We start from the raw sequence: 19197 nt of genomic DNA, 5'->3' as shown, positions 1-19197 counted from the left end.
GCTCGCGTCGAGGTTTACGGCAGTCAGTGCAAGGCGGCCTCTGCGGCCTGGATCGCCGCGAATTCCTCTTCGGGCGTGCCTGCTACCAAGTGATGCCGGCTGTAGAAAGCAAAGTAAGCAATTAATACTCCATAGATGATCGCCGCGCCAATCACCACCCGTGGATCGACCAGAAAGCCCGCCACTACGGCCACGCAAGCCAGTACCAAGGCGACGCCGGAGGTGAAGATGCCCCCAGGTGTGCGGTACGGACGGTCCATTTTGGGGCGACGAATGCGCAGGGTGATGTGCGCGGCCATCATCAGCACGTAGGAAATCGTTGCGCCAAACACCGCCACCAGGATCAGCAAATCACCCTGGCCGGTCAAAGACAGGCCAAAACCGATGATGCCGGGGATGACCAATGCCAGCACCGGCGCTTTGCTTTTATTGGTCTGGGACAGTTTGCGCGGCAGGTAGCCCGCACGGGAAAGCGCGAAGATCTGCCGCGAATAGGCGTAGATGATCGAGAAAAAACTCGCAATCAAGCCGGCCAGACCGACGAGGTTGACGAAGCTGCCCATCCACGTCGAACCACCGTAGGACAGCGCCAGCGCTTCAACCAATGGGTTGCCCGATTTGATCAGCGCATAGGTGCCCGCACCGCCCGGCGCAATCACCAGGATCAGCAGGGCAAAACTGGTCAGCACCACAATGGCGCCAATCAGGCCGCGAGGGAGGTCGCGTTTCGGATTCTTGGTTTCTTCGGCAGCCAGCGGTACGCCTTCGACGGCGAGGAAAAACCAGATCGCATAAGGAATCGCCGCCCACACACCGACGTAGCCGAACGGCAGGAACGTGCTGGCGCCCTTGGCTTCGGTCACGGGAATGTCGAGCAGGTTGGCGACGTTGAAGTGCGGCACCATCGACACCAGGAACACACCCAGGGCAATCGCGGCGATAGCGGTGATCACAAACATCAACTTCAGGGCTTCACCGACACCAAAGATGTGGATGCCGATAAAGATGATGTAGAACGCCAGGTAGATCATCCAGCCGCCAACCCCAAAGAGCGACTCGCAATAGGCGCCGATGAACACCGCGATGGCTGCCGGTGCAATGGCATATTCGATCAGGATCGCGGTGCCTGTGAGGAACCCGCCCCAGGGGCCAAACGCACTGCGGGCAAACCCGTAGCCGCCGCCGGCGGTCGGGATCATCGAGGACAGTTCGGCCAGGGAAAAGCACATGCACAGGTACATGGTGGCCATCAGCAAAGTGGCGAGGAACATGCCACCCCAGCCACCCTGGGCCAGGCCGAAGTTCCAGCCGGCGTAGTCGCCGGAAATAACATAGGCAACGCCAAGGCCAACCAACAGCACCCAGCCGGCGGCGCCTTTTTTGAGTTCGCGTTGTTGGAAGTATTGGGAGTCGACTTTTTCGAAGTCGACAGAAGATCCACTCGGTTCGCTAGGCATGAGGAAGTACCTTTCATTGTTATTGTTCTAATTCGGCATCTGTGTGCCGGATGAAGTTCGCAAGTACTTATGGAACTTCAAGTGTGGGAGCGGGCTTGCTCGCGAAAACGGTAGGTCAGTTGATAAGTCTGTAACTGATACACCGCTTTCGCGAGCAAGCCCGCTCCCACATTTTCAAGTGCATTTCAAATGTGGGAGGGCAGTGGTTAGTTAGAAGAAGCCCAACGGATTAATGTCATAACTAACCAGCAAGTTCTTGGTTTGCTGGTAGTGATCCAACATCATCTTGTGCGTCTCACGCCCCACACCGGACTTCTTGTAACCGCCGAACGCGGCATGCGCCGGGTACAGGTGATAGCAGTTGGTCCACACGCGGCCCGCCTTGATTGCCCGGCCTACGCGATAGGCGCGGTTGATGTCGCGTGTCCACACGCCAGCACCCAGGCCGAACTCGGTGTCGTTGGCAATGGCCAAGGCCTCGGCTTCGTCCTTGAAGGTGGTGATGCTTACCACCGGGCCGAAGATTTCTTCCTGGAACACGCGCATTGCGTTGGTGCCCTTGAGCAGGGTCGGTTGGATGTAATAGCCGCCAGCCATGTCGCCGGTGAGCTTCTCGACCTTGCCGCCGGTGAGCAGCTGCGCGCCTTCACCCTTGGCGATTTCCAGGTAGGACAGGATCTTGTCGAACTGCTGCTCGGATGCCTGGGCGCCAACCATGGTGTCGGTGTCCAGCGGGTCGCCACGTTTGATCGATTCGATCTTCTTCATCACCACTTTCATGAAGTCGTCGTAGATCGACTCCTGCACCAGTGCGCGAGATGGGCAGGTGCACACTTCGCCTTGGTTGAAGAACGCCAGCACCAGGCCTTCGGCGGCCTTTTCGATAAAGGACGGCTCGGCCTTCATGATGTCTTCGAAGAAGATGTTCGGCGACTTGCCACCCAACTCAACGGTCGACGGAATGATGTTGGTAGCCGCCGCATGCATGATGTGCGAGCCCACCGGCGTCGAGCCGGTGAACGCAATCTTGGCGATGCGTTTGCTGGTGGCCAGGGCTTCACCGGCTTCTTTACCGAAACCGTGCACCATGTTGAGTACGCCCGGTGGCAGCAGGTCGCCGATCACTTCGAGCAGCACGTTGATGCCCAGCGGGGTTTGCTCGGCCGGCTTGAGTACCACGCAGTTGCCGGCGGCCAGGGCCGGGGCGAGTTTCCAGGCGGCCATCAGGATCGGGAAGTTCCACGGGATGATCTGGCCGACCACGCCCAGCGGTTCATGGAAGTGATAGGCGGCGGTGTGTTCGTTGATCTCGGCGCTGCTGCCTTCCTGGGCGCGGATGCAGCCGGCGTAGTAGCGGAAGTGGTCGGCGGCCAGCGGGATGTCGGCGTTGAGGGTTTCACGCACCGCCTTGCCGTTGTCCCAGGTTTCGGTGATGGCCAGCAGTTCGAGGTTCTGCTCGATACGGTCGGCGATTTTCAGCAGCACCAGCGAGCGGTCCTGCACTGAGGTTTTGCCCCAGGCGTCCGCAGCGGCGTGGGCGGCGTCAAGCGCCTTGTCGATGTCCTTGGCAGTGGAGCGCGGGAACTCGGCGATAGGCTTGCCGTTGACTGGCGAGGTGTTGGTGAAATAGTTGCCTTCGACCGGCGGCACAAACTCGCCGTTGATGTAGTTGCCGTACTTGGCCTTGAACGAAACGATCGCGCCTTCAGTACCGGGGTGTGCGTAACGCATGGTGGGTATCTCCTGGCTTTTATGTTTATTTGGAGTGCAGCGCTGCTGCGCTTGATAAGCGTAGAGCAAAGGTTGGGCCACCGCTGCGCAGGCTAGCTAAATCAAGGGCTTGGGCTTTGTTGCAAGGCGCTACTGTGGCAGCGTTGACACAGGTGATGTGACAGGTTGTGCCATAAACGGTACAGACCGTGACCCGTGAGTCTGCCCGGGATTGCATTGGTCGGATGGCTGGGGGATGCTGGGCGCTCTCACGCAGGGAGAATAATAAGAAATGCACAACGATCATTTCAGTCGCCATGCCCAGCAAGTCTTGACCGTGACACGCGGACAAGCACGTTCCCAAGGCCCCGCCAGTGATCCGTCGATCGCCCGGTCCTGGCTGCGGTGCCTGGAGGACTATCACCTCGACCCTGCGCAGACCCTCGCGCCCACCGTGCTTGAGCACGGCCGCTTGCTGGAAAGCCGCGAGCGCCTGCAACAGGTGCTGCACATTGCCGGCAGTGAGATGAACAGCCTGCACCAACAGCTCTCGGGCGCCGGTCATGCGGTGCTGCTGACCGATGCGCGCGGGGTGATCCTCAACTGTGTCACCGCGCCGTCCGAGCGCAAGATCTTCGAGCGTGCCGGGTTGTGGCTCGGTGCCGATTGGAGCGAAGCCTGCGAAGGTACCAACGGTATCGGCACCTGCCTGGTAGAGCGCCAGTCCCTGACCATTCATCGCGATGAGCATTTTCGCGGCCGCCACACCGGGCTGACGTGTTCGGCGAGCCCGGTGTTCGATCCTCATGGCGAATTGCTGGCGGTGCTGGATGTGTCTTCAGCCCGTGAGGCCGTATCGCGCCAGAGCCAGTTCCATACGATGGCGCTGGTCAACCTCTCGGCGAAGATGATCGAAAGTTGCTATTTCCTGCGCCACTTTGAACATCACTGGCTGCTGCGTTTTCATCTGCAGGCCGAGTCGGTAGGCCTGTTCAGCGAAGGACTGCTGGCGTTCGACGGCGATGGGCGGATTTGTGCGGTCAACCAGAGCGCCCTCAACCTGCTGGGGCAAATGCGCGGCAGTTTGCTGGGGCAGTCGGTAGACGCATGCTTCGACTGTTCCCTGGATCAACTGCTCGGACGCGCCAGTGCCAATGCCACTGCCAGCTGGCCTCTGCGCACACGTGACGGCCGGCACCTGTTCGCCGCGTTGCGCGGTCAGTCGCGCACTGTGCCGGTGTCGATGCCAGTGGCCAAGCCCGCGCCGGCGCGCTTGCCCGGTATCTGCCTGGGCGATCCGGCGCTGCAAAACGAGTTTCGCAAGGCGCTACGGGTGTTCGAGCGCGATGTGCCCTTGTTGATCAACGGCGAGACCGGCTCTGGTAAAGAAGCCTTCGCCAAGGCCGTGCACCAGGCCAGCCAGCGCGCAGACAAGGCGTTTGTTGCACTCAACTGTGCGGCCATCCCGGAAAACCTGATCGAAAGCGAACTGTTCGGCTATCGTGGCGGCAGCTTCACCGGCGCGCTTAAAGAAGGCATGCGCGGCAAGTTGCAGCAAGCGGACGGCGGCACCTTGTTCCTCGATGAAATCGGTGACATGCCGCTGGCGTTGCAGACCCGCTTGTTGAGGGTGTTGGAGGACCGCCAGGTGGTACCCATCGGCGGTGCGCCCCAGGCGGTGAATGTCAGAATTGTCAGCGCTACCCACCGCAATCTGCTGGCGCGCGTGCAGGACGGCAGCTTTCGCGAGGATTTGTACTACCGCCTCAACGGTCTGGAAGTGGCCTTGCCGGCATTGCGCGAGCGCAGTGACAAGCAGCAGTTGCTCGACTTCCTGTTGACCGAGGAGGCGCAAGGACAGTCGATCAGCTTGGAGCCGGCGGCGCGTCAAACGTTGCTGGGCTATGCCTGGCCCGGAAATGTGCGGCAATTGCGCACCGTGTTGCGCACCCTGGTGGCGCTGTGTGATCACGGACGCATCGGGCTGGCTGACCTGCCGGCGCTATTGCACCAGGCCCCGCTGAACCGGGCCAGCGAGTTGCCGCTCGACGATGCCGAGCGCCAGACTTTGTTGGCGGCGCTGGAGCGTCAGCATTGGCGCATGACGCAAACGGCGGAGCATCTGGGTGTCAGTCGCAATACCTTGTATCGCAAGTTGCGAAAACACGGGATTACCCGTTTTGCTTCGGTTTAATCGAAAGTTGTAGGAGGGTGTTCTTTTCAACGGTCAGCTGAATTGATTTTTTATTGTTAAGTGGGAAGTTCCACGCACATTGAGTTGGCCTATTCCTATAGGAACTGGTCAATGCCATTTATTCACTCAATTAGGGCAACTGCTCAAGGTGTTTTCATTTAATAAAAATCACTCGGGTGAACACGATGATAATTACAACTTCAACGTTTGCGTATATCCCCCAGCTGTCGGCAACTATCGATAAACCTGCGGCGCCGACGGTGGTGCGCAACAGCGAAACCACCGAACAGCCTTTGGCGCGCAGCAAGCGCGGTATAAAAGACAAAGGCATTTTTTCGTTGTTCGGCAGTAAGCCGTCGGCGCCACCCGTGGTCGTGCCGCCAAAACCACAGGTCACTCCCAAGCCTACCGTGTCAGCACCCCCTAAGCCGAAGCCGTTGAACAAACCCTTGCCGACCCCGAACAACCGCTTCCAGAACGTGGCGAGCGCGGTGATTCATGCCAATAAAGTCAAACAAAATGACGCGTTGCTGTTGGCCAGCCTGTCCAAGCAAACGCCGAAAATCAGCGTTGCCGAGGCGGCCAAGCGGCTTATCGATGCGGACAGCCTGGTCAAGGCCGGCGTGATTTCCTCGGCGCCCAAAGCCAGCCAGGTTGCGCGGGATGCCTTTATCAGTGCCGGCATTACCGGCATCGTCAGTGCGCCGGTCAACGTGGGGGCCTATGCTGGCTCCGTGGCCGCCGGGGAGTCGATCAAGGCGACGTACGCTCCGGGCGTGCTGCCGCCGCCGTTTTTGCCGAGCGCCGCGACCGCGCCCAAAGCAATGCAGTCGCCTCCCCCAGCGGAAACGACCCTCGGCGCGCAACTGGAGGAAGCCGAGACCAAACTGTTAGGAATGGCTTCCACGGTGATGTTCATTCTTGGTGATACCAAGAGTGTGTTCACTAAAAATGAAAGTTGGCCAAAAGATGAGTCTGGGCGTCTGGGTAACCTGGAGAAACTGCTCGATGTATCAGAGCAGCAGCTTAAAAAGGCCACTCGTCAGAACGGCATTATTTTCAGACCCTATAAACCTGGCATGACACCTCCAGTCGATGCCAAGGGGCGTCTCGAGCTGATTGAAAAACGCTTTGAGCGGATGGCTGAGTCGTATGAAAAGTTGCGCGTGTTCGCGGCCATCAAACAAAGTGAAAATGAAGAACAGGCGCTAGCCAAGGTCTGAAGTGTTCGCCGCCGGTGGGAGCGCTTGCTGCGCTCCTACCCGTATAAAGAGTGCGATTTCCCCCCTCCTGCGCTAACCTGCCTCGATGTTTTACGAGGTCGACTATGCACATTCATATTCTCGGTATTTGCGGCACGTTCATGGGCTCGATGGCGGTTCTGGCCAAGGAACTGGGCCATCACGTCACAGGCTCCGATGCCAACGTTTACCCGCCCATGAGCACGCAACTGCAAGCCCAGGGCATTGAGTTGACCCAAGGTTACGACCCGGTGCAATTCGACCCGGTCCCGGACCTGGTGGTGATCGGCAATGCCATGTCCCGTGGCAACCCGGCGGTCGAATACGTACTCAACAAAGGCTTGCCGTATGTGTCAGGCCCGCAATGGCTGGCGGATCATGTGTTGCAAGGTCGCTGGGTGCTGGCAGTCGCCGGTACTCACGGCAAGACCACTACCAGCAGCATGCTGGCCTGGGTGCTGGAACATGCCGGCATGAGCCCGGGGTTCCTGATCGGCGGCGTGCCCCAGAATTTCTCGGTGTCGGCGCGCCTGGGCGATACGCCGTTCTTCGTGATTGAAGCGGATGAATATGACAGCGCCTTCTTCGACAAGCGCTCCAAGTTCGTCCACTACCGTCCGCGCACGGCGATCCTGAACAATCTTGAGTTCGATCACGCGGACATCTTCCCGGATTTGCCAGCCATTGAGCGGCAATTCCACCATTTGGTGCGCACCATCCCGAGCGAAGGCCTGGTGATTCACCCCACCACCGAGCCCGCCTTGCAGCGCGTGATCGAAATGGGCTGCTGGACCCCGGTGCAAACCACCGGCGCGGGCGGGCAGTGGCAGGTCAAGTTGCTCAGCGAAGACGGTTCCAGATTTGAAGTGCTGTTCGAAGGCCAGGCCCAGGGCGTTGTCGAGTGGGACATGAGCGGCCAGCACAACGTTGCCAACGCCTTGGTCACGCTGGCAGCCGCACGGCACGTGGGCGTGGTGCCGTCGATGGGCATTGCGGCGTTGAGTGCATTCAAGAGCGTGAAGCGGCGCATGGAAAAAGTCGCCGACGTGAATGGGATTACCATCTACGACGACTTTGCCCACCACCCGACGGCGATTGCCACCACCTTGGACGGCCTGCGCAAGCGCGTGGGCGATGCGCCAATCATCGCGATTGTCGAGCCGCGCTCCAATTCCATGAAGCTTGGTGCGCACCGCGATGGCCTGCCGGAAAGCGTCAACGATGCCGACGAGGCCGTCTGGTACGCGCCGGCCAACCTCGGTTGGGACCTGCCGGCGATCGCTGCGTTGTGCACCGTTCCGTCGACGGTCTGCGATTCCATCGAAGGCATCATTGAACACGTCAAACAGCAAGCCAAGCCCGGCACCCACGTGGTGGTGATGAGCAACGGCGGCTTCGGCGGCCTGCACGGCAAACTGGCCGAGGCGCTGAAATGAGTGGCCCGGAACGCGTCACCCTGGCGATGACCGGTGCTTCCGGCGCGCCTTACGGCTTGCGCTTGCTTGATTGCCTGGTGCGCGAGGACCGTGAGGTGCACTTCCTGATCTCCAAGGCTGCGCAGTTGGTGATGGCGACCGAGACCGATGTCGCGCTGCCGCCGAAGGTGCAGATGATGCAGGCGTTCCTCACCGAGTACACCGGTGCGGCGGCGGGGCAGATCAAGGTCTACGGCAAGGAAGACTGGATGTCGCCGGTGGCCTCGGGCTCCGGCGCGCCGGCGGCGATGGTGGTGGTGCCGTGTTCCACCGGCACCTTGTCGGCAATTGCCACGGGCGCGTGCAACAACCTGATCGAGCGCGCGGCGGACGTGACCTTGAAGGAACGTCGCCAGTTGATCCTGGTGCCGCGCGAGGCGCCATATTCGAGCATTCACCTGGAGCACATGCTCAAGTTGTCGAACATGGGCGTGACCATCTTGCCCGCGTCGCCGGGTTTCTATCACCAGCCACAGACCATCGATGACCTGGTGGATTTCGTGGTGGCACGCATCCTCAACCTGCTGAACATTCCCCAGGACATGCTGCCGCGTTGGGGTGAGCATCATCTGAGCAGCGATGAATAAGGCGCTGATGTTGGTTGTCGCGTTGCACCTGACGGGATGCGCCACGGCGCGCACGTTGGATGCGGCGCAACCCGGCGCGCCGGTGGTGTATGCCGGCACGCGCCTGGATCTGTATGCCATGAACGGCGGCTGTTGCGCCAAGGATCGGTTTGGCGCGCAAGCGCCGAGTTATCCCGGCGTGGATCTGCCGGCCAGTGCGTTGCTCGACACGCTGTTGTTGCCGCTGTCGGTGTTGACGGTGCTGGGGGTTGGCTTCAACGCCACGGGCGGTCTTTAAGAGAAGTGGGTGCCTGTGCTGGCCTCTTCGTAGGCAAGCCCGCTCCCACATTTGAACGGTGTGAACCTGATCCACTGTGGGAGCGGGCTTGCCCGCGAAGAGGCCCGCCCAGCCACCGCGAAATCACTTGCCGAGTTTGCGCAACTCATCCGACTCCACCACCCGCACACCATCCTGCTCTTCCAGCGCCAGGCGCCACATCGCCCGGGCCAGTTCGCATACTTCAATACCACGGTATTTGCCCGGAATCAGCCGCGACAACGGCCCCGCCAGTTGTTCGGCCAGGCGCGGTTCCAGGCGTTCACCCAGCAACAGCGAGGGCCGCACGATGGTCAACTGCGGCCAGCCTTGGGCTTTCAGCGCCTGCTCCATCTCGCCTTTGACACGGTTGTAGAAGATCGATGATTTCGCGTCGGCGCCAATCGCGCTGATCACGATCAAGTGGCGCGCGCCCAGTTCCCGTGCACGCTTGGCGAAAGCCACCACCAGGTCCAGGTCAACTGCGCGGAACGCTTCTTCGGAGCCCGCTCTCTTGATGGTGGTGCCCAGGCAGCAGAAGGCAATGTCCACGCGCCCGCTCAATTGCGGCAAAACCACCGCCGGGTCGCCCACCGGGTTTTCCAGGTGCGGGTGTTCGGCCAGTGGCTTGCGGCTGGGCGCCAGCACGCGGGTCACGGTGGGTTCGTTGAGCAGGCGATCCAACAGGTGTTCGCCGGTCAGGCCGGTAGCTCCGGCCAGCAGGATATGTTGAGGCGTCAGGTACATGGTGTTTCCCCCTGTTACACGTTACAGCTTAGTTGCCTTTGGCTTCCTTGCTATTCATTGAGACGCTTTCCAGCGCCTTTCGTGCCTGCTGTTTGCGTAATAACTGCCAGTGGGCGATCACGCCTTTCGGCGCCCAGATCTGCGGTTCCGAAGCTTCGAAGTTGTCTGCCTGTTCGCGTTCGCTGACATGCAGTTGCGCCAGTTTGAAGGCTTGCTGCAGGTCGTCGGTCTGGTTGAAGGCCTGGGCGAAGAGGGCGTCGCCGAAATAGGTGAAGTCGGCTTCTTCGGAGCAACCGAAGGACACCCGGTCGGCGCGCGAGGCGGTCATGATCAGGGTACGCTCATCCTTCAGCGTCGGAATAAACCCGCCGGAATAACACGCGGAAATCACGATGACCTTGTCGCGGTTTTTCAGCGGTGCGAGCACGGCGGCCAGTTCGTCGGCCGGCAAGTCAGCCAGCTCCATGCGCGGCTGGTCCAGCACCAGTTCGTGTTCATGGGTACCGTGGCTGGTCATGTAGATAAACACCAGGTCTTCCGGCCCGGTGCGTTCGGCCAGGGTCTGCACGGCGCGGCGCAGGCTTTCGCGGGTGGCCAGGGGGCGGTCGGCGATATGGTCACGGTGGTTGACCAGGCGGATCTGCCCGCGCGCGCCGAAGCGGGTGGCGAGCATGTTGCTGACGTAATCGGCCTCACGCAGGAACACGCTTTGTTTACCGTCGCCGGCCAGTACCAGGGTGTACAGCTCGACGGCGGGAGTGGAGGCGGGCACGGCGGCGAGGGCTGCATCGAGCAATTGGCCTTGGGCCAGTACGCCGATTTCCAGTGGGTCGGGGAGCAGTTTGCCGTCGGCGTCGCGCACGCGCATGCCGTTGACCCAGGTGCCGGCTTGCACGGTGCCGTCGGTCAGCACGAGAGTGCCGCGGCCCTGGTAGTTGTCGCTGTCGAAGCCGCCGATATAGAAACTGCCGTCGGTGAGGTTCAGGCGGCCCTCGCCGGTAAAGCGCCAATCGCTGAACTGGCCGACATAATGGCTGCCGTCCACGCCGATCAACTCGCCTTTGCCACTCAGCGCGCCTTCCTTGAACTGGCCGATCCACACGTCGCCGTCGGCGTTTTCATAACGGCCCTTGCCGTTGAGCTGGTTTTGTTTGAACTGGCCCACATAGATGTCGCCGTCGGCGCTATTGAAAGTGCCATTGCCTTCGAGCTGGCCATCGACGAAGTGGCCGCTGAACTGGTTGCCGCTGTCGTCGTTGCGCTGGCCTTCGCCATTGGGCTTGCCGTGGGCGAACTGGCCCTGGTATTGGCTGCCATCGGCCAACTCCAGGCGCCCGAGGCCGGAGTACTGATCATCCTTGAATTCGCCGCGATAGGTCATCTGCCCCTCTTTGAGGGTGCCTTCGCCGTTGCGTCGGCCACGCTTGAAACCACCGACATAGCTGCTGCCCGGCGTGGTCAGGCTGCCCTGGCCGTCGAACAGGCCTTGCTGGAACTCGCCTTTGTAGACTTCGCCGTTGCTGCCGTGCCATTCACCCAGGCCGTGCCACTGGCCGTTGTCGAACTGGCCGGCGTACCAGCTGCCGTTGGGGTAGTCGACGCGGCCCTGGCCTTGCAGCAAACCATTGACCACATCACCCCGGTAGCGGCCGCCATCGGGCAGGCGCGCATCGGGCGGCAACAGCGATTCGCCGTCTCCGCAAGCGGTGAGCAACAGGGCAAGGGCAAGGGGAGCAAGTGGGCGCATAGCGGGATCCGGATAATTGAGCGCCGAGTATGCCGCAGCCGCGAGGTTCATACATAAATTTACATACCCTGTGATGAGTTTCAGTGCCTCATCACAGGGCCGGGCTTACACGAAGCAGAGTGACAGCGACTCGGCGATGTAAGCGGGTTTTTCCTGGCCTTCGATTTCCAGGGTCGCCGTGGCCTTGAACAGCCATTGTCCGGGTTTTTTCTCGGTGACGTCCGTCAGCGTCACGTTCAGGCGCACCTTGGAATTGACCTTGACCGGCTGGATAAAGCGCACGCTGTCCAGGCCATAATTGACGGCCATTTTCAGGCCTTCGGGCATGATCAGGATGTCTTCCATCAACTTGGGCATCAGCGACAGCGACAGGAAACCGTGGGCAATCGTGCTGCCAAACGGGGTTTGCGCGGCCTTGACCGGGTCGACATGGATGAACTGATGATCGCCGGTGGCCTCTGCGAACAGGTTGATCCGCGCCTGGTCGATGGTGAGCCATTCGGAACGTCCCAGTTCCTTGCCGACATAATCTTTGAGCTGCGCTACAGGTACATAGGGCATTGCGTCTCTCCTTGGTTCATCGGTTTTTATAGGTAGGCGAAATCCATCTTAGATCATCATGGGCAACAGGCTCGGTCAACCCACCATGCTTTTGGCGAATGCCGGAGCATAGGGCGGGCGTGCTTATAATGCGGGCGGGTTTTGACGGGGGAGAGAACGGATGCTGTTACGTGGGCTGACATGGCTGGTGCTGTTCCAATTGATCGGCACGGCGATCAACCATTTGCTGCTGCCGATATTGCCGGGGCCGATTATCGGCTTGTTGCTGCTGCTCGGCTTTCTGATCTGCAACGGTGAGGTCGGCGAGCCCCTGAGCCTGGCGGCCGGCAGCCTGCTGCGTTATCTGCCGCTGCTGCTGGTGCCGCCGGCGGTGGGGGTGATGGTCTATGCCAAGGACATCGCGGCGGACTTCTGGGCTATCGTCGGCGCGCTGGTGCTGTCGCTGGTGATCGCCATGGGGTTTGTCGGTGTGCTGATGCAGCGCATGGTCAAGCGCAAGGAGAAGGATCAATGATCTTCGACTGGTACGGCGCGTGGGCCGCAGTGATTCACCACCCCTTGTTCGGCATTGGTATTACCCTCGGCGCCTATCAGTTGGTGCTGGCCGGTTTCGAGAAAACCCGTTGGATCTTCCTGCAGCCGGTGCTGGTGTCCATGCTGCTGGTGATCGGCATCTTGCTCACCTGTGGCCTGAGTTACGCCGAGTACCGCAAGAGCACCGAGATCATGGGCACCTTGCTCGGCCCCGCGACCGTGGCGCTGGCGGTGCCGCTTTATCTGAACCTGCGGCGCATTCGTCAATTGTTCTGGCCGATTTTTACTACGCTGGTGATAGGCGGGGTGTTGGCCACCGGCTTGTGTGTGCTGCTGGGCTGGTGGTTTGGCGCCGAGCACATGATGCTGATGACCATGGCGCCCAAGTCGGTGACGTCGCCGATTGCCATGCTGGTGGCCGAGCAGATCGGCGGCGTGGCGGCCTTGGCCGCGGTGTTTGTGCTGATCACCGGCGTGGTCGGCGCAATGGTCGGCCCGGCGTTGTTGTCGCGCCTGGGGGTGCTCAGTCCCGAGGCGCGCGGCATGGCACTGGGCATGACTGCCCACGCCGTCGGCACCTCGGTGGCATTGCAGGAAAGTGAAGAGTGCGGTGCCTTTGCGGCGCTGGCCATGAGTCTGATGGGCGTGGCTACGGCGGTGTTCCTGCCGCTGGCTGTGTCGGTGATCGTTTAAACCGGGTTTAAGGAAACCTTTATGAGTCTGGCGCTGTTTCCGCTCAATACCGTGTTGTTCCCTGGCTGCACTCTCGACTTGCAACTGTTCGAGGCGCGCTATCTGGACATGATCAGCCGCTGTATGAAAAAGGGCGAAAGCTTCGGCGTGGTGTGCATCCTCGACGGCAAGGAAGTGGGCCTGGCCCCGGATGGCTACGCGTTGATTGGCTGCGAAGCGTTGATCCGCGACTTCAAGCAACAGGACAACGGCCTGCTGGGGATTCGTGTCGAAGGCGGGCGGCGTTTCCGCGTGCGTGATGCCGGGGTGCAGAAGGACCAGTTGCTGCTGGCCGAGGTGCAATGGCTGGACGAGGCGCCGGACCAGCCGCTGGAAGAGGAGGATGCCGACCTGCTGGCGTTGCTCCAGGCGCTGGCCGAGCATCCGATGGTGGCCTCGCTGGACATGGACACCCACGCCGACGGCCAGCAAGCCCTGGGCAACCAGTTGGCCTATCTACTGCCGTTCACCGAGGCCGACAAGATCGACCTGCTGCAACTCGACGATCCGCAGCAGCGCCTGGATGCGATCCAGATGTTGCTCGACGAGTTGCAGGGCGAGCTCTTCACTCAATAGGCGTATCGCAGCAGCGCGTGAGGCGTGCCGGTGAGGGCGATAAAGCTCAGTACCGCGACGATGGCCGGCAACAGTAGCCACCAGGCTTTGCGCGACAAGGCTGGCAGTGGGCTGCGCTGCTGGCTGAGGCTCAGGCTGAAGGCGCAGACGCTCATCGCCAGCAGGGTACCGGCGAGGATGTCGGTCGGCCAGTGCACGCCCAGGTAGACCCGCGACAAGGCGATGAACGCGGCGGGAATGCAGCCCAGCAGGAGCCAGGTCATGCGCAGTCGTGTCGGTTGCCCAAGGCCGGCCAGCATCGCCAGCGCCAGGAAAAATGCGAAAGAGCCCGACGCATGGCCGCTGGGCATGCTGAAGCTGGTCAGCGGGTCGGTGAGGATCTCCGGGCGGCCACGGGCGAAAAACAACTTGGCGGCGGTGTTGATCACGGCGGCGCCGGCCAGCGTGGCGCCGACAAACACCGCATGGCGCCATTGCCGGGCCAGCAGCAGCAAGCCGGTGAAGATCGCACTGGCAACGAACATCTTCTTGAATTCACCCAGTTGGGTGATCCGCACCATCACTTCGTCCAGCCATGTGCTGCGGTGCTCTTGTACCAGCGCGATCAGGCCTTGGTCGAAGTCATTGAGGTGGGGGTAGCCGATAAACAGCGCGATCAACAGCGTCAGGCTGGCGCAACCCACCCACAGCGTGGCCCGCCGATGGCCGCGCAGGCTGCTGTTCAGGCTCAGTCCCAGCAATATGGCGATAGATGCCGCGACAACCGCCGCTTCCGGCCAGAATCCCTGCGGCAATGGCAGGCGCAACGCCGCACCGGTCGCCCAGCCGGGCAGCAGGTAGGCCACCGACCAGCCAGCGCCCGCCAGAATACTCACGGCGACGAAGCGGGGGAGCGGCATGTCGCACATGCCGGCAACCATCGGCAGCATAGGGCGCAAGGGGCCGATGAAACGTCCGACCAGCAGGCTGGCAATGCCGTACTTGTGGAAGTAACTCTCGGCAGCGTTCATCCATTCAGGATGATGGCGCAGGCCGGGCAGGCGCCGGATGTTCTGATGGAAGTATCGGCCAAGGAAGTAGGAAATTGCGTCGCCGAGCAAGCCGCCGAGAAAGCCCAGCAACAGGGTTTCACTCAATGACAGCGCGCCGCTGCCGGCGAGTGCGGCGATCGCAAACAGCATCACCGTGCCCGGCACGATCAACCCGGCGATGGCCAGACACTCCACGCACGCGACGATAAACACTGCCACCGCCAGCCATTCGGGGTTGAGGGTCAGCCAGCCGGTGATGCTATCGAGCCATTGGCCCATACAAATCCACTCCATCTATTCTATTCAGCTTGCGCGCTTGGTAATGCGTAGCCCGAAACACTGAAGATCAAACTGTGGGAGCGGGCTTGCTCGCGAAAGCGGTGTATCGGTTGATAAAATCGGTGACTGAGCCACCGCTTTCGCGAGCAAGCCCGCTCCAACATAGGGTCTGCTGTGCCTGCGAATTGATGTTCAGCAGGCATAACTGGCCAATCAGTTCACATCAAAAAATAATCGCGACCTTCGACCTGGCCCCTGCGCAGCGGGTTCCGTGTGCAGTAAGGCGCGTAGCCAGCATCGACGAAGCGATACATCAGGTGCTCGTCGCGGCCGCTGGGGATGCCCAGGCGGGTGGTCTGGATGGTCTGCGTCGGCACCTGGCCTACGTCTTCAACGTAGAGATTCTGCGGGTCGAAGCGCTTGGCATCCCACATCGGCACCTTCAATCCCAGCGCCTTGCACAACAGCGTCTGGCCCGCACACAGCTTTTGCGCGGCGCGCGGGCTGCCATTGGCATCGGGGTTGTTCAGCAGCATCTGCGCCAGGCTCGCTGGCCCGGACAGTTCATCGACCCATGGATAAGCCGACTTTATCAGCACGGCATTGCCCGGCCCCTGGGCGCTGAAGTTCAGCGAATCACCGCCACGGGCGTAGTACATGTAGATGTGCCCACCGTCCAGAAACAAAGCCTTACGCTTTTCTGTGTAGCCGAGTGAGGCGTGGCTGCCTTTTTCGGCCACGTAATAGGCTTCGGTTTCGATAATTCGCGCCGAAAGCCAGATTTCACCGACACGATGACGTATGACTTTTCCGAGCAATTCCCGCGCGAGAATCTGCGCGTCACGGTCGAAGAAGCTGTCGGGCAGGGCGCTGGCGGGGCGTTGGGTGGCTGAATTGGGCATGGCGGTCAGGGGTTGATACGGCTAAAAGTGATGGAATAGTAACAACTCCCGCCTTAATTACCGCTGAACCCCAGGTTTTTACAGTTCATTTCGACCATCCGCCCCTCACCGCTGTCAGTCGAGCGGCGTCACAGCTATAATCTGCCGCTTTCCTCCCTGCCAAGACTCCCTGACTATGACTGAGTCCGTTCTTGACTACATGACCCGCCTGGGTCGCGCTGCCCGTCAGGCCTCGCGGTTGATCGCCCGTGCGAGCACTGCGCAGAAGAATCGCGCCCTGCTGGCGGCCGCCGACGCTCTGGATGCCTCGCGCTCCGAGCTCAGCGCCGCCAACGAACTGGACCTGGCCAACGGCCGCGCCAATGGCCTGGAGCCGGCACTGCTGGACCGCCTGGCGCTGACCCCGGCACGTATCGACGACATGATCGAAGGCCTGCGTCAGGTGGCCAAGCTGCCTGACCCCATCGGTGAAATCCGCGATATGCGCTACCTGCCGTCCGGCATCCAGGTTGGCAAGATGCGCGTGCCCCTGGGCGTGATCGGCATCATCTATGAGTCGCGTCCGAATGTGACCATCGACGCCGCGAGCCTGTGCCTCAAGTCCGGCAACGCCACTATCCTGCGTGGCGGCTCCGAAGCCATCAACTCCAATCGCGCCATTGCTACGTGCATCCAGCAGGGCCTGGCCGTGGCCGAATTGCCGGCCGAAGTGGTGCAAGTGGTGGAAACCACCGACCGCGCCGCCGTTGGCGCGTTGATCACCATGCCGGAATTCGTCGACGTGATCGTGCCGCGCGGTGGCAAGAGCCTGATCGAGCGCGTCAGCCGTGATGCCAAGGTGCCGGTGATCAAGCACCTGGACGGCGTGTGCCACGTGTACATCGACATCGCTGCCGACATCGACAAGGCGATCCGCATCGCCGACAACGCCAAGACCCACCGCTACGCCCCGTGCAACACCATGGAAACCCTGCTGGTGCACGCCGGCATTGCCGAGCGCGTGCTGCCGCCGCTGGCTGCCATCTACCGGGATAAAGGTGTGGAATTGCGTGGTTGCGAGCGTACCCGCGCGCTGCTCGGCGCGGACGTGATCGAGGCGACCGAGCTGGACTGGTACACCGAATACACTGCGCCGATCCTGTCGATCAAGATCGTCGATGACCTGGACGAGGCCATCGAGCACATCAACACCTATGGCTCCAAGCACACCGACGCGATCGTCTCCGAGCATTTCAGCGATGCGCGGCGTTTCCTCAACGAAGTGGACTCCGCTTCGGTGATGATCAACGCCTCGACGCGTTTTGCCGACGGCTTCGAGTATGGCCTGGGCGCCGAGATCGGTATTTCCACCGACAAGCTCCACGCCCGCGGCCCGGTTGGCCTCGAAGGCCTGACCAGCGAGAAGTACGTGGTGTTCGGCGACGGACATGTGCGCACTTGATGGCTAAACGCATCGGGCTGCTCGGCGGTACTTTCGACCCCGTGCACATCGGCCATTTGCGCAGTGCCCTGGAAGTCGCGGATGCCCTCGCGCTGGATGAGTTGCGCCTGATCCCCAATTTCCGGCCGCCGCACCGCGATACTCCGCAGGTGTCGCCGCAGCAGCGCCTGGAAATGGTGCGCCTTGCCGTTGAAGGCATCGCGCCGCTGGTGGTGGACGACCGTGAGCTCAAGCGCGATAAACCGTCCTACACTGTTGACACCCTGGAGCTGATGCGCGCCGAACTGGCCGCCGATGACCAGTTGTTTTTGCTTCTGGGCTGGGACGCATTTTGCGGCCTGCCCTCTTGGCATCGCTGGGAGGAACTCCTCCAGCATTGCCACATCCTGGTTCTGCAACGCCCGGATGCCGACAGCGAACCGCCGGATGCCTTGCGCAACCTGCTGGCCGCGCGGTCGGTAAGTGACCCCTTGGCCCTGACCGGGCCGAACGGGAATATTGCATTCGTCTGGCAGACCCCGCTTGCGGTGTCCGCCACCCAGATCCGTCAACTGCTGGCCAGCGGTAAGTCGGTACGTTTCCTGGTGCCTGACGCGGTCCTGGCCTACATCGATGCGCACGGGCTTTACCGTGCGTCGAACTGAAAAGGCGTGCTTGAACGTACGAACAGTCGTACAGCGAGCACCCGAACATACGAGCAAAACGAGTTTTATATGACGAACAAAGACGTAAGCAAAGTTAAGCGCAAAGGCACCTTCAAAAGCGCCCCGCTGCCGGTTGAAGCCCACGTTGGCCCAGAGCTGGCTGGCGAAGAGCTGGTCAAAGTCGCCGTGGCGGCCCTGGAAGACGTCAAGGCCCAGGACATCCAGGTGCTGGACGTGCGTGACAAGCAAAGCATCACCGACTTCATGATCATCGCCACCGGTACGTCGAACCGTCAGATCGGCGCGATGCTCGATAAAGTCCGCGAAGCCGTCAAAGCCCAAGGCGTGAAGCCGCTGGGTGAAGAAGGCAAGGGCGACAGCGACTGGGTCCTGCTGGACATGGACGACGTGATCGTTCACATGATGACTTCCAACGCCCGTCAGTTCTACGACCTCGAGCGTCTGTGGAAAGGCGCCGAGCAGAGCCGTGCCGCCGATGGCAAGCACCACAGCCCGGAAGTGGGCCACGCGCACTTCGACAAGCTGAACAAAGACCAGGAATAAGGAACGGCTGTGCGCCTGCGTCTGATTGCTGTCGGTTCACGCATGCCCAAGTGGGTAGAAGAAGGCTGGCACGAGTATGCCAAGCGTCTGCCCGCCGAGCTGTCGCTGGAACTGGTGGAGATACCGCTCAATACCCGGGGCAAGAATGCCGATGTGGCGCGCTTTATCCGTCAGGAAGGCGAAGCCATGTTGGCCAAGGTCGGCCCCAACGAGCGCATCGTCACCCTCGAGGTGCACGGCAAACCCTGGAGCACCGAGCAGTTGGCGGTGGAACTGGATCGCTGGCGCCTGGATTCGCGCACGGTCAACTTCATGGTCGGTGGCCCCGAGGGGCTGGCGCCGGAAGTCTGTGCGCGGGCGGACCAGCGCTGGTCGCTGTCGGCGCTCACGTTGCCGCACCCGTTGGTAAGGATTCTGATCGGTGAACAGCTGTATCGCGCCTGGACAGTTCTGTCCGGGCACCCTTACCACAAATAGCCT

General features: G+C 61.2%; 19 protein-coding genes. 12 read left to right on the top strand and 7 right to left on the bottom strand.

Annotation, left to right across the window (positions count from 1 at the left end; translation table 11 throughout):
* Window positions 1–23: 23 nt before the first annotated feature.
* Together eat and exaC are read right to left on the bottom strand one after the other, a co-directional pair.
* Window positions 24–1457 (bottom strand): ethanolamine permease, encoded by a 1434-nt coding sequence (eat, locus tag OPU96_RS14915; RefSeq protein WP_192299050.1) that lies wholly within the window; start codon window positions 1455–1457, stop codon window positions 24–26.
* Between the two features lie 210 nt (window positions 1458–1667).
* Window positions 1668–3188 carry an acetaldehyde dehydrogenase ExaC gene (exaC, locus tag OPU96_RS14910; protein ID WP_305391592.1) on the bottom strand — a complete coding sequence of 507 codons (1521 nt, stop codon included), beginning with the start codon at window positions 3186–3188 and terminating at the stop codon, window positions 1668–1670.
* A 271-nt stretch (window positions 3189–3459) separates the two neighbouring features.
* Here exaC and OPU96_RS14905 point away from each other — a divergent pair, with 271 nt between their 5' ends.
* The 5 genes from OPU96_RS14905 (at window position 3460) to OPU96_RS14885 (ending at window position 8941) form a co-directional block, all read left to right on the top strand.
* Window positions 3460–5361 carry a sigma-54-dependent Fis family transcriptional regulator gene (locus OPU96_RS14905; protein WP_226455816.1) on the top strand — a complete coding sequence of 634 codons (1902 nt, stop codon included), beginning with the start codon at window positions 3460–3462 and terminating at the stop codon, window positions 5359–5361.
* 185 nt (window positions 5362–5546) lie between these two features.
* Entirely contained in the window at window positions 5547–6584 is a 1038-nt protein-coding gene (locus OPU96_RS14900) for a hypothetical protein (RefSeq protein WP_498559290.1), read from the top strand.
* A gap of 104 nt (window positions 6585–6688) precedes the next feature.
* Window positions 6689–8038 (top strand): UDP-N-acetylmuramate:L-alanyl-gamma-D-glutamyl-meso-diaminopimelate ligase, encoded by a 1350-nt coding sequence (gene mpl / locus OPU96_RS14895; protein ID WP_226455814.1) that lies wholly within the window; start codon window positions 6689–6691, stop codon window positions 8036–8038.
* Window positions 8035–8664 carry a flavin prenyltransferase UbiX gene (ubiX, locus tag OPU96_RS14890; protein WP_017735613.1) on the top strand — a complete coding sequence of 210 codons (630 nt, stop codon included), beginning with the start codon at window positions 8035–8037 and terminating at the stop codon, window positions 8662–8664. The genes mpl and ubiX overlap by 4 nt, the downstream gene beginning before the upstream one ends.
* Window positions 8657–8941 (top strand): YceK/YidQ family lipoprotein, encoded by a 285-nt coding sequence (locus OPU96_RS14885; protein WP_192299046.1) that lies wholly within the window; start codon window positions 8657–8659, stop codon window positions 8939–8941. The genes ubiX and OPU96_RS14885 overlap by 8 nt, the downstream gene beginning before the upstream one ends.
* A 123-nt stretch (window positions 8942–9064) precedes the next feature.
* On the opposite strand, the gene OPU96_RS14880 is transcribed toward OPU96_RS14885, so the two are convergent.
* The 3 genes from OPU96_RS14880 to OPU96_RS14870 form a co-directional block, all read right to left on the bottom strand.
* Window positions 9065–9706 (bottom strand): oxidoreductase, encoded by a 642-nt coding sequence (locus OPU96_RS14880; RefSeq protein WP_226455812.1) that lies wholly within the window; start codon window positions 9704–9706, stop codon window positions 9065–9067.
* 28 nt (window positions 9707–9734) lie between these two features.
* A complete protein-coding gene (locus OPU96_RS14875; RefSeq protein WP_192299044.1) occupies window positions 9735–11453 on the bottom strand; it encodes a C13 family peptidase in 1719 nt (572 codons plus the stop codon).
* Between the two features lie 105 nt (window positions 11454–11558).
* Window positions 11559–12014 carry a MaoC family dehydratase gene (locus OPU96_RS14870; protein ID WP_003194496.1) on the bottom strand — a complete coding sequence of 152 codons (456 nt, stop codon included), beginning with the start codon at window positions 12012–12014 and terminating at the stop codon, window positions 11559–11561.
* A gap of 160 nt (window positions 12015–12174) precedes the next feature.
* On the opposite strand from OPU96_RS14870, the gene OPU96_RS14865 reads away from it, so the two are divergent.
* From OPU96_RS14865 to OPU96_RS14855, 3 genes are read left to right on the top strand one after another with little or no spacing between them, the layout of a single operon-like run.
* On the top strand, window positions 12175–12528 hold the full coding sequence (locus tag OPU96_RS14865; RefSeq protein ID WP_226455811.1) for a CidA/LrgA family protein: 354 nt from the start codon (window positions 12175–12177) through the stop codon (window positions 12526–12528).
* Window positions 12525–13241, top strand: a complete 717-nt coding sequence (locus OPU96_RS14860) for an LrgB family protein (protein WP_498559289.1) — start codon at window positions 12525–12527, stop codon at window positions 13239–13241. The genes OPU96_RS14865 and OPU96_RS14860 overlap by 4 nt, the downstream gene beginning before the upstream one ends.
* A 21-nt stretch (window positions 13242–13262) precedes the next feature.
* Window positions 13263–13856, top strand: a complete 594-nt coding sequence (locus OPU96_RS14855) for an LON peptidase substrate-binding domain-containing protein (RefSeq protein WP_226455809.1) — start codon at window positions 13263–13265, stop codon at window positions 13854–13856.
* On the opposite strand, the gene OPU96_RS14850 is transcribed toward OPU96_RS14855, so the two are convergent.
* Both OPU96_RS14850 and OPU96_RS14845 read right to left on the bottom strand, forming a co-directional pair.
* Window positions 13850–15166, bottom strand: coding sequence for a bifunctional DedA family/phosphatase PAP2 family protein (locus tag OPU96_RS14850; RefSeq protein ID WP_498559288.1), 1317 nt, complete (start codon window positions 15164–15166; stop codon window positions 13850–13852). The genes OPU96_RS14855 and OPU96_RS14850 overlap by 7 nt on opposite strands.
* A 218-nt stretch (window positions 15167–15384) precedes the next feature.
* Window positions 15385–16068 (bottom strand): DNA-3-methyladenine glycosylase, encoded by a 684-nt coding sequence (locus OPU96_RS14845; protein ID WP_226455807.1) that lies wholly within the window; start codon window positions 16066–16068, stop codon window positions 15385–15387.
* A gap of 175 nt (window positions 16069–16243) precedes the next feature.
* On the opposite strand from OPU96_RS14845, the gene OPU96_RS14840 reads away from it, so the two are divergent.
* The 4 genes from OPU96_RS14840 (at window position 16244) to rlmH (ending at window position 19194) form a co-directional block, all read left to right on the top strand.
* Window positions 16244–17509: a glutamate-5-semialdehyde dehydrogenase gene (locus tag OPU96_RS14840; protein WP_192299038.1), complete on the top strand. Its 1266-nt coding sequence runs from the start codon at window positions 16244–16246 to the stop codon at window positions 17507–17509.
* Complete coding sequence (gene nadD / locus OPU96_RS14835; protein WP_120450098.1) at window positions 17509–18153, top strand: nicotinate-nucleotide adenylyltransferase; 645 nt, start codon at window positions 17509–17511, stop codon at window positions 18151–18153. The genes OPU96_RS14840 and nadD overlap by 1 nt, the downstream gene beginning before the upstream one ends.
* Before the next feature lie 69 nt (window positions 18154–18222).
* Window positions 18223–18717 carry a ribosome silencing factor gene (gene rsfS, locus OPU96_RS14830; protein ID WP_003176298.1) on the top strand — a complete coding sequence of 165 codons (495 nt, stop codon included), beginning with the start codon at window positions 18223–18225 and terminating at the stop codon, window positions 18715–18717.
* Window positions 18718–18726: 9 nt separating this feature from the next.
* Entirely contained in the window at window positions 18727–19194 is a 468-nt protein-coding gene (rlmH, locus tag OPU96_RS14825; protein ID WP_003176297.1) for a 23S rRNA (pseudouridine(1915)-N(3))-methyltransferase RlmH, read from the top strand.
* Window positions 19195–19197 lie beyond the last annotated feature (3 nt).

It is taken from the genome of Pseudomonas sp. RP-B7 (assembly GCF_059803535.1).
Note: the sequence above shows the minus strand (reverse complement) of the source record. Positions and strands in the feature narration are given on the sequence as shown.

What these genes read in the sequence shown, in the direction of transcription:
- eat (WP_192299050.1), bottom strand. Translation starts at nt 1,457, where the DNA reads ATGCCTAGCGAACCGAGTGGATCTTCTGTCGACTTCGAAAAAGTCGAC.
- exaC (WP_305391592.1), bottom strand. Translation starts at nt 3,188, where the DNA reads ATGCGTTACGCACACCCCGGTACTGAAGGCGCGATCGTTTCGTTCAAG.
- OPU96_RS14905 (WP_226455816.1), top strand. Translation starts at nt 3,460, where the DNA reads ATGCACAACGATCATTTCAGTCGCCATGCCCAGCAAGTCTTGACCGTG.
- OPU96_RS14900 (WP_498559290.1), top strand. Translation starts at nt 5,547, where the DNA reads ATGATAATTACAACTTCAACGTTTGCGTATATCCCCCAGCTGTCGGCA.
- mpl (WP_226455814.1), top strand. Translation starts at nt 6,689, where the DNA reads ATGCACATTCATATTCTCGGTATTTGCGGCACGTTCATGGGCTCGATG.
- ubiX (WP_017735613.1), top strand. Translation starts at nt 8,035, where the DNA reads ATGAGTGGCCCGGAACGCGTCACCCTGGCGATGACCGGTGCTTCCGGC.
- OPU96_RS14885 (WP_192299046.1), top strand. Translation starts at nt 8,657, where the DNA reads ATGAATAAGGCGCTGATGTTGGTTGTCGCGTTGCACCTGACGGGATGC.
- OPU96_RS14880 (WP_226455812.1), bottom strand. Translation starts at nt 9,706, where the DNA reads ATGTACCTGACGCCTCAACATATCCTGCTGGCCGGAGCTACCGGCCTG.
- OPU96_RS14875 (WP_192299044.1), bottom strand. Translation starts at nt 11,453, where the DNA reads ATGCGCCCACTTGCTCCCCTTGCCCTTGCCCTGTTGCTCACCGCTTGC.
- OPU96_RS14870 (WP_003194496.1), bottom strand. Translation starts at nt 12,014, where the DNA reads ATGCCCTATGTACCTGTAGCGCAGCTCAAAGATTATGTCGGCAAGGAA.
- OPU96_RS14865 (WP_226455811.1), top strand. Translation starts at nt 12,175, where the DNA reads ATGCTGTTACGTGGGCTGACATGGCTGGTGCTGTTCCAATTGATCGGC.
- OPU96_RS14860 (WP_498559289.1), top strand. Translation starts at nt 12,525, where the DNA reads ATGATCTTCGACTGGTACGGCGCGTGGGCCGCAGTGATTCACCACCCC.
- OPU96_RS14855 (WP_226455809.1), top strand. Translation starts at nt 13,263, where the DNA reads ATGAGTCTGGCGCTGTTTCCGCTCAATACCGTGTTGTTCCCTGGCTGC.
- OPU96_RS14850 (WP_498559288.1), bottom strand. Translation starts at nt 15,166, where the DNA reads ATGGGCCAATGGCTCGATAGCATCACCGGCTGGCTGACCCTCAACCCC.
- OPU96_RS14845 (WP_226455807.1), bottom strand. Translation starts at nt 16,068, where the DNA reads ATGCCCAATTCAGCCACCCAACGCCCCGCCAGCGCCCTGCCCGACAGC.
- OPU96_RS14840 (WP_192299038.1), top strand. Translation starts at nt 16,244, where the DNA reads ATGACTGAGTCCGTTCTTGACTACATGACCCGCCTGGGTCGCGCTGCC.
- nadD (WP_120450098.1), top strand. Translation starts at nt 17,509, where the DNA reads ATGGCTAAACGCATCGGGCTGCTCGGCGGTACTTTCGACCCCGTGCAC.
- rsfS (WP_003176298.1), top strand. Translation starts at nt 18,223, where the DNA reads ATGACGAACAAAGACGTAAGCAAAGTTAAGCGCAAAGGCACCTTCAAA.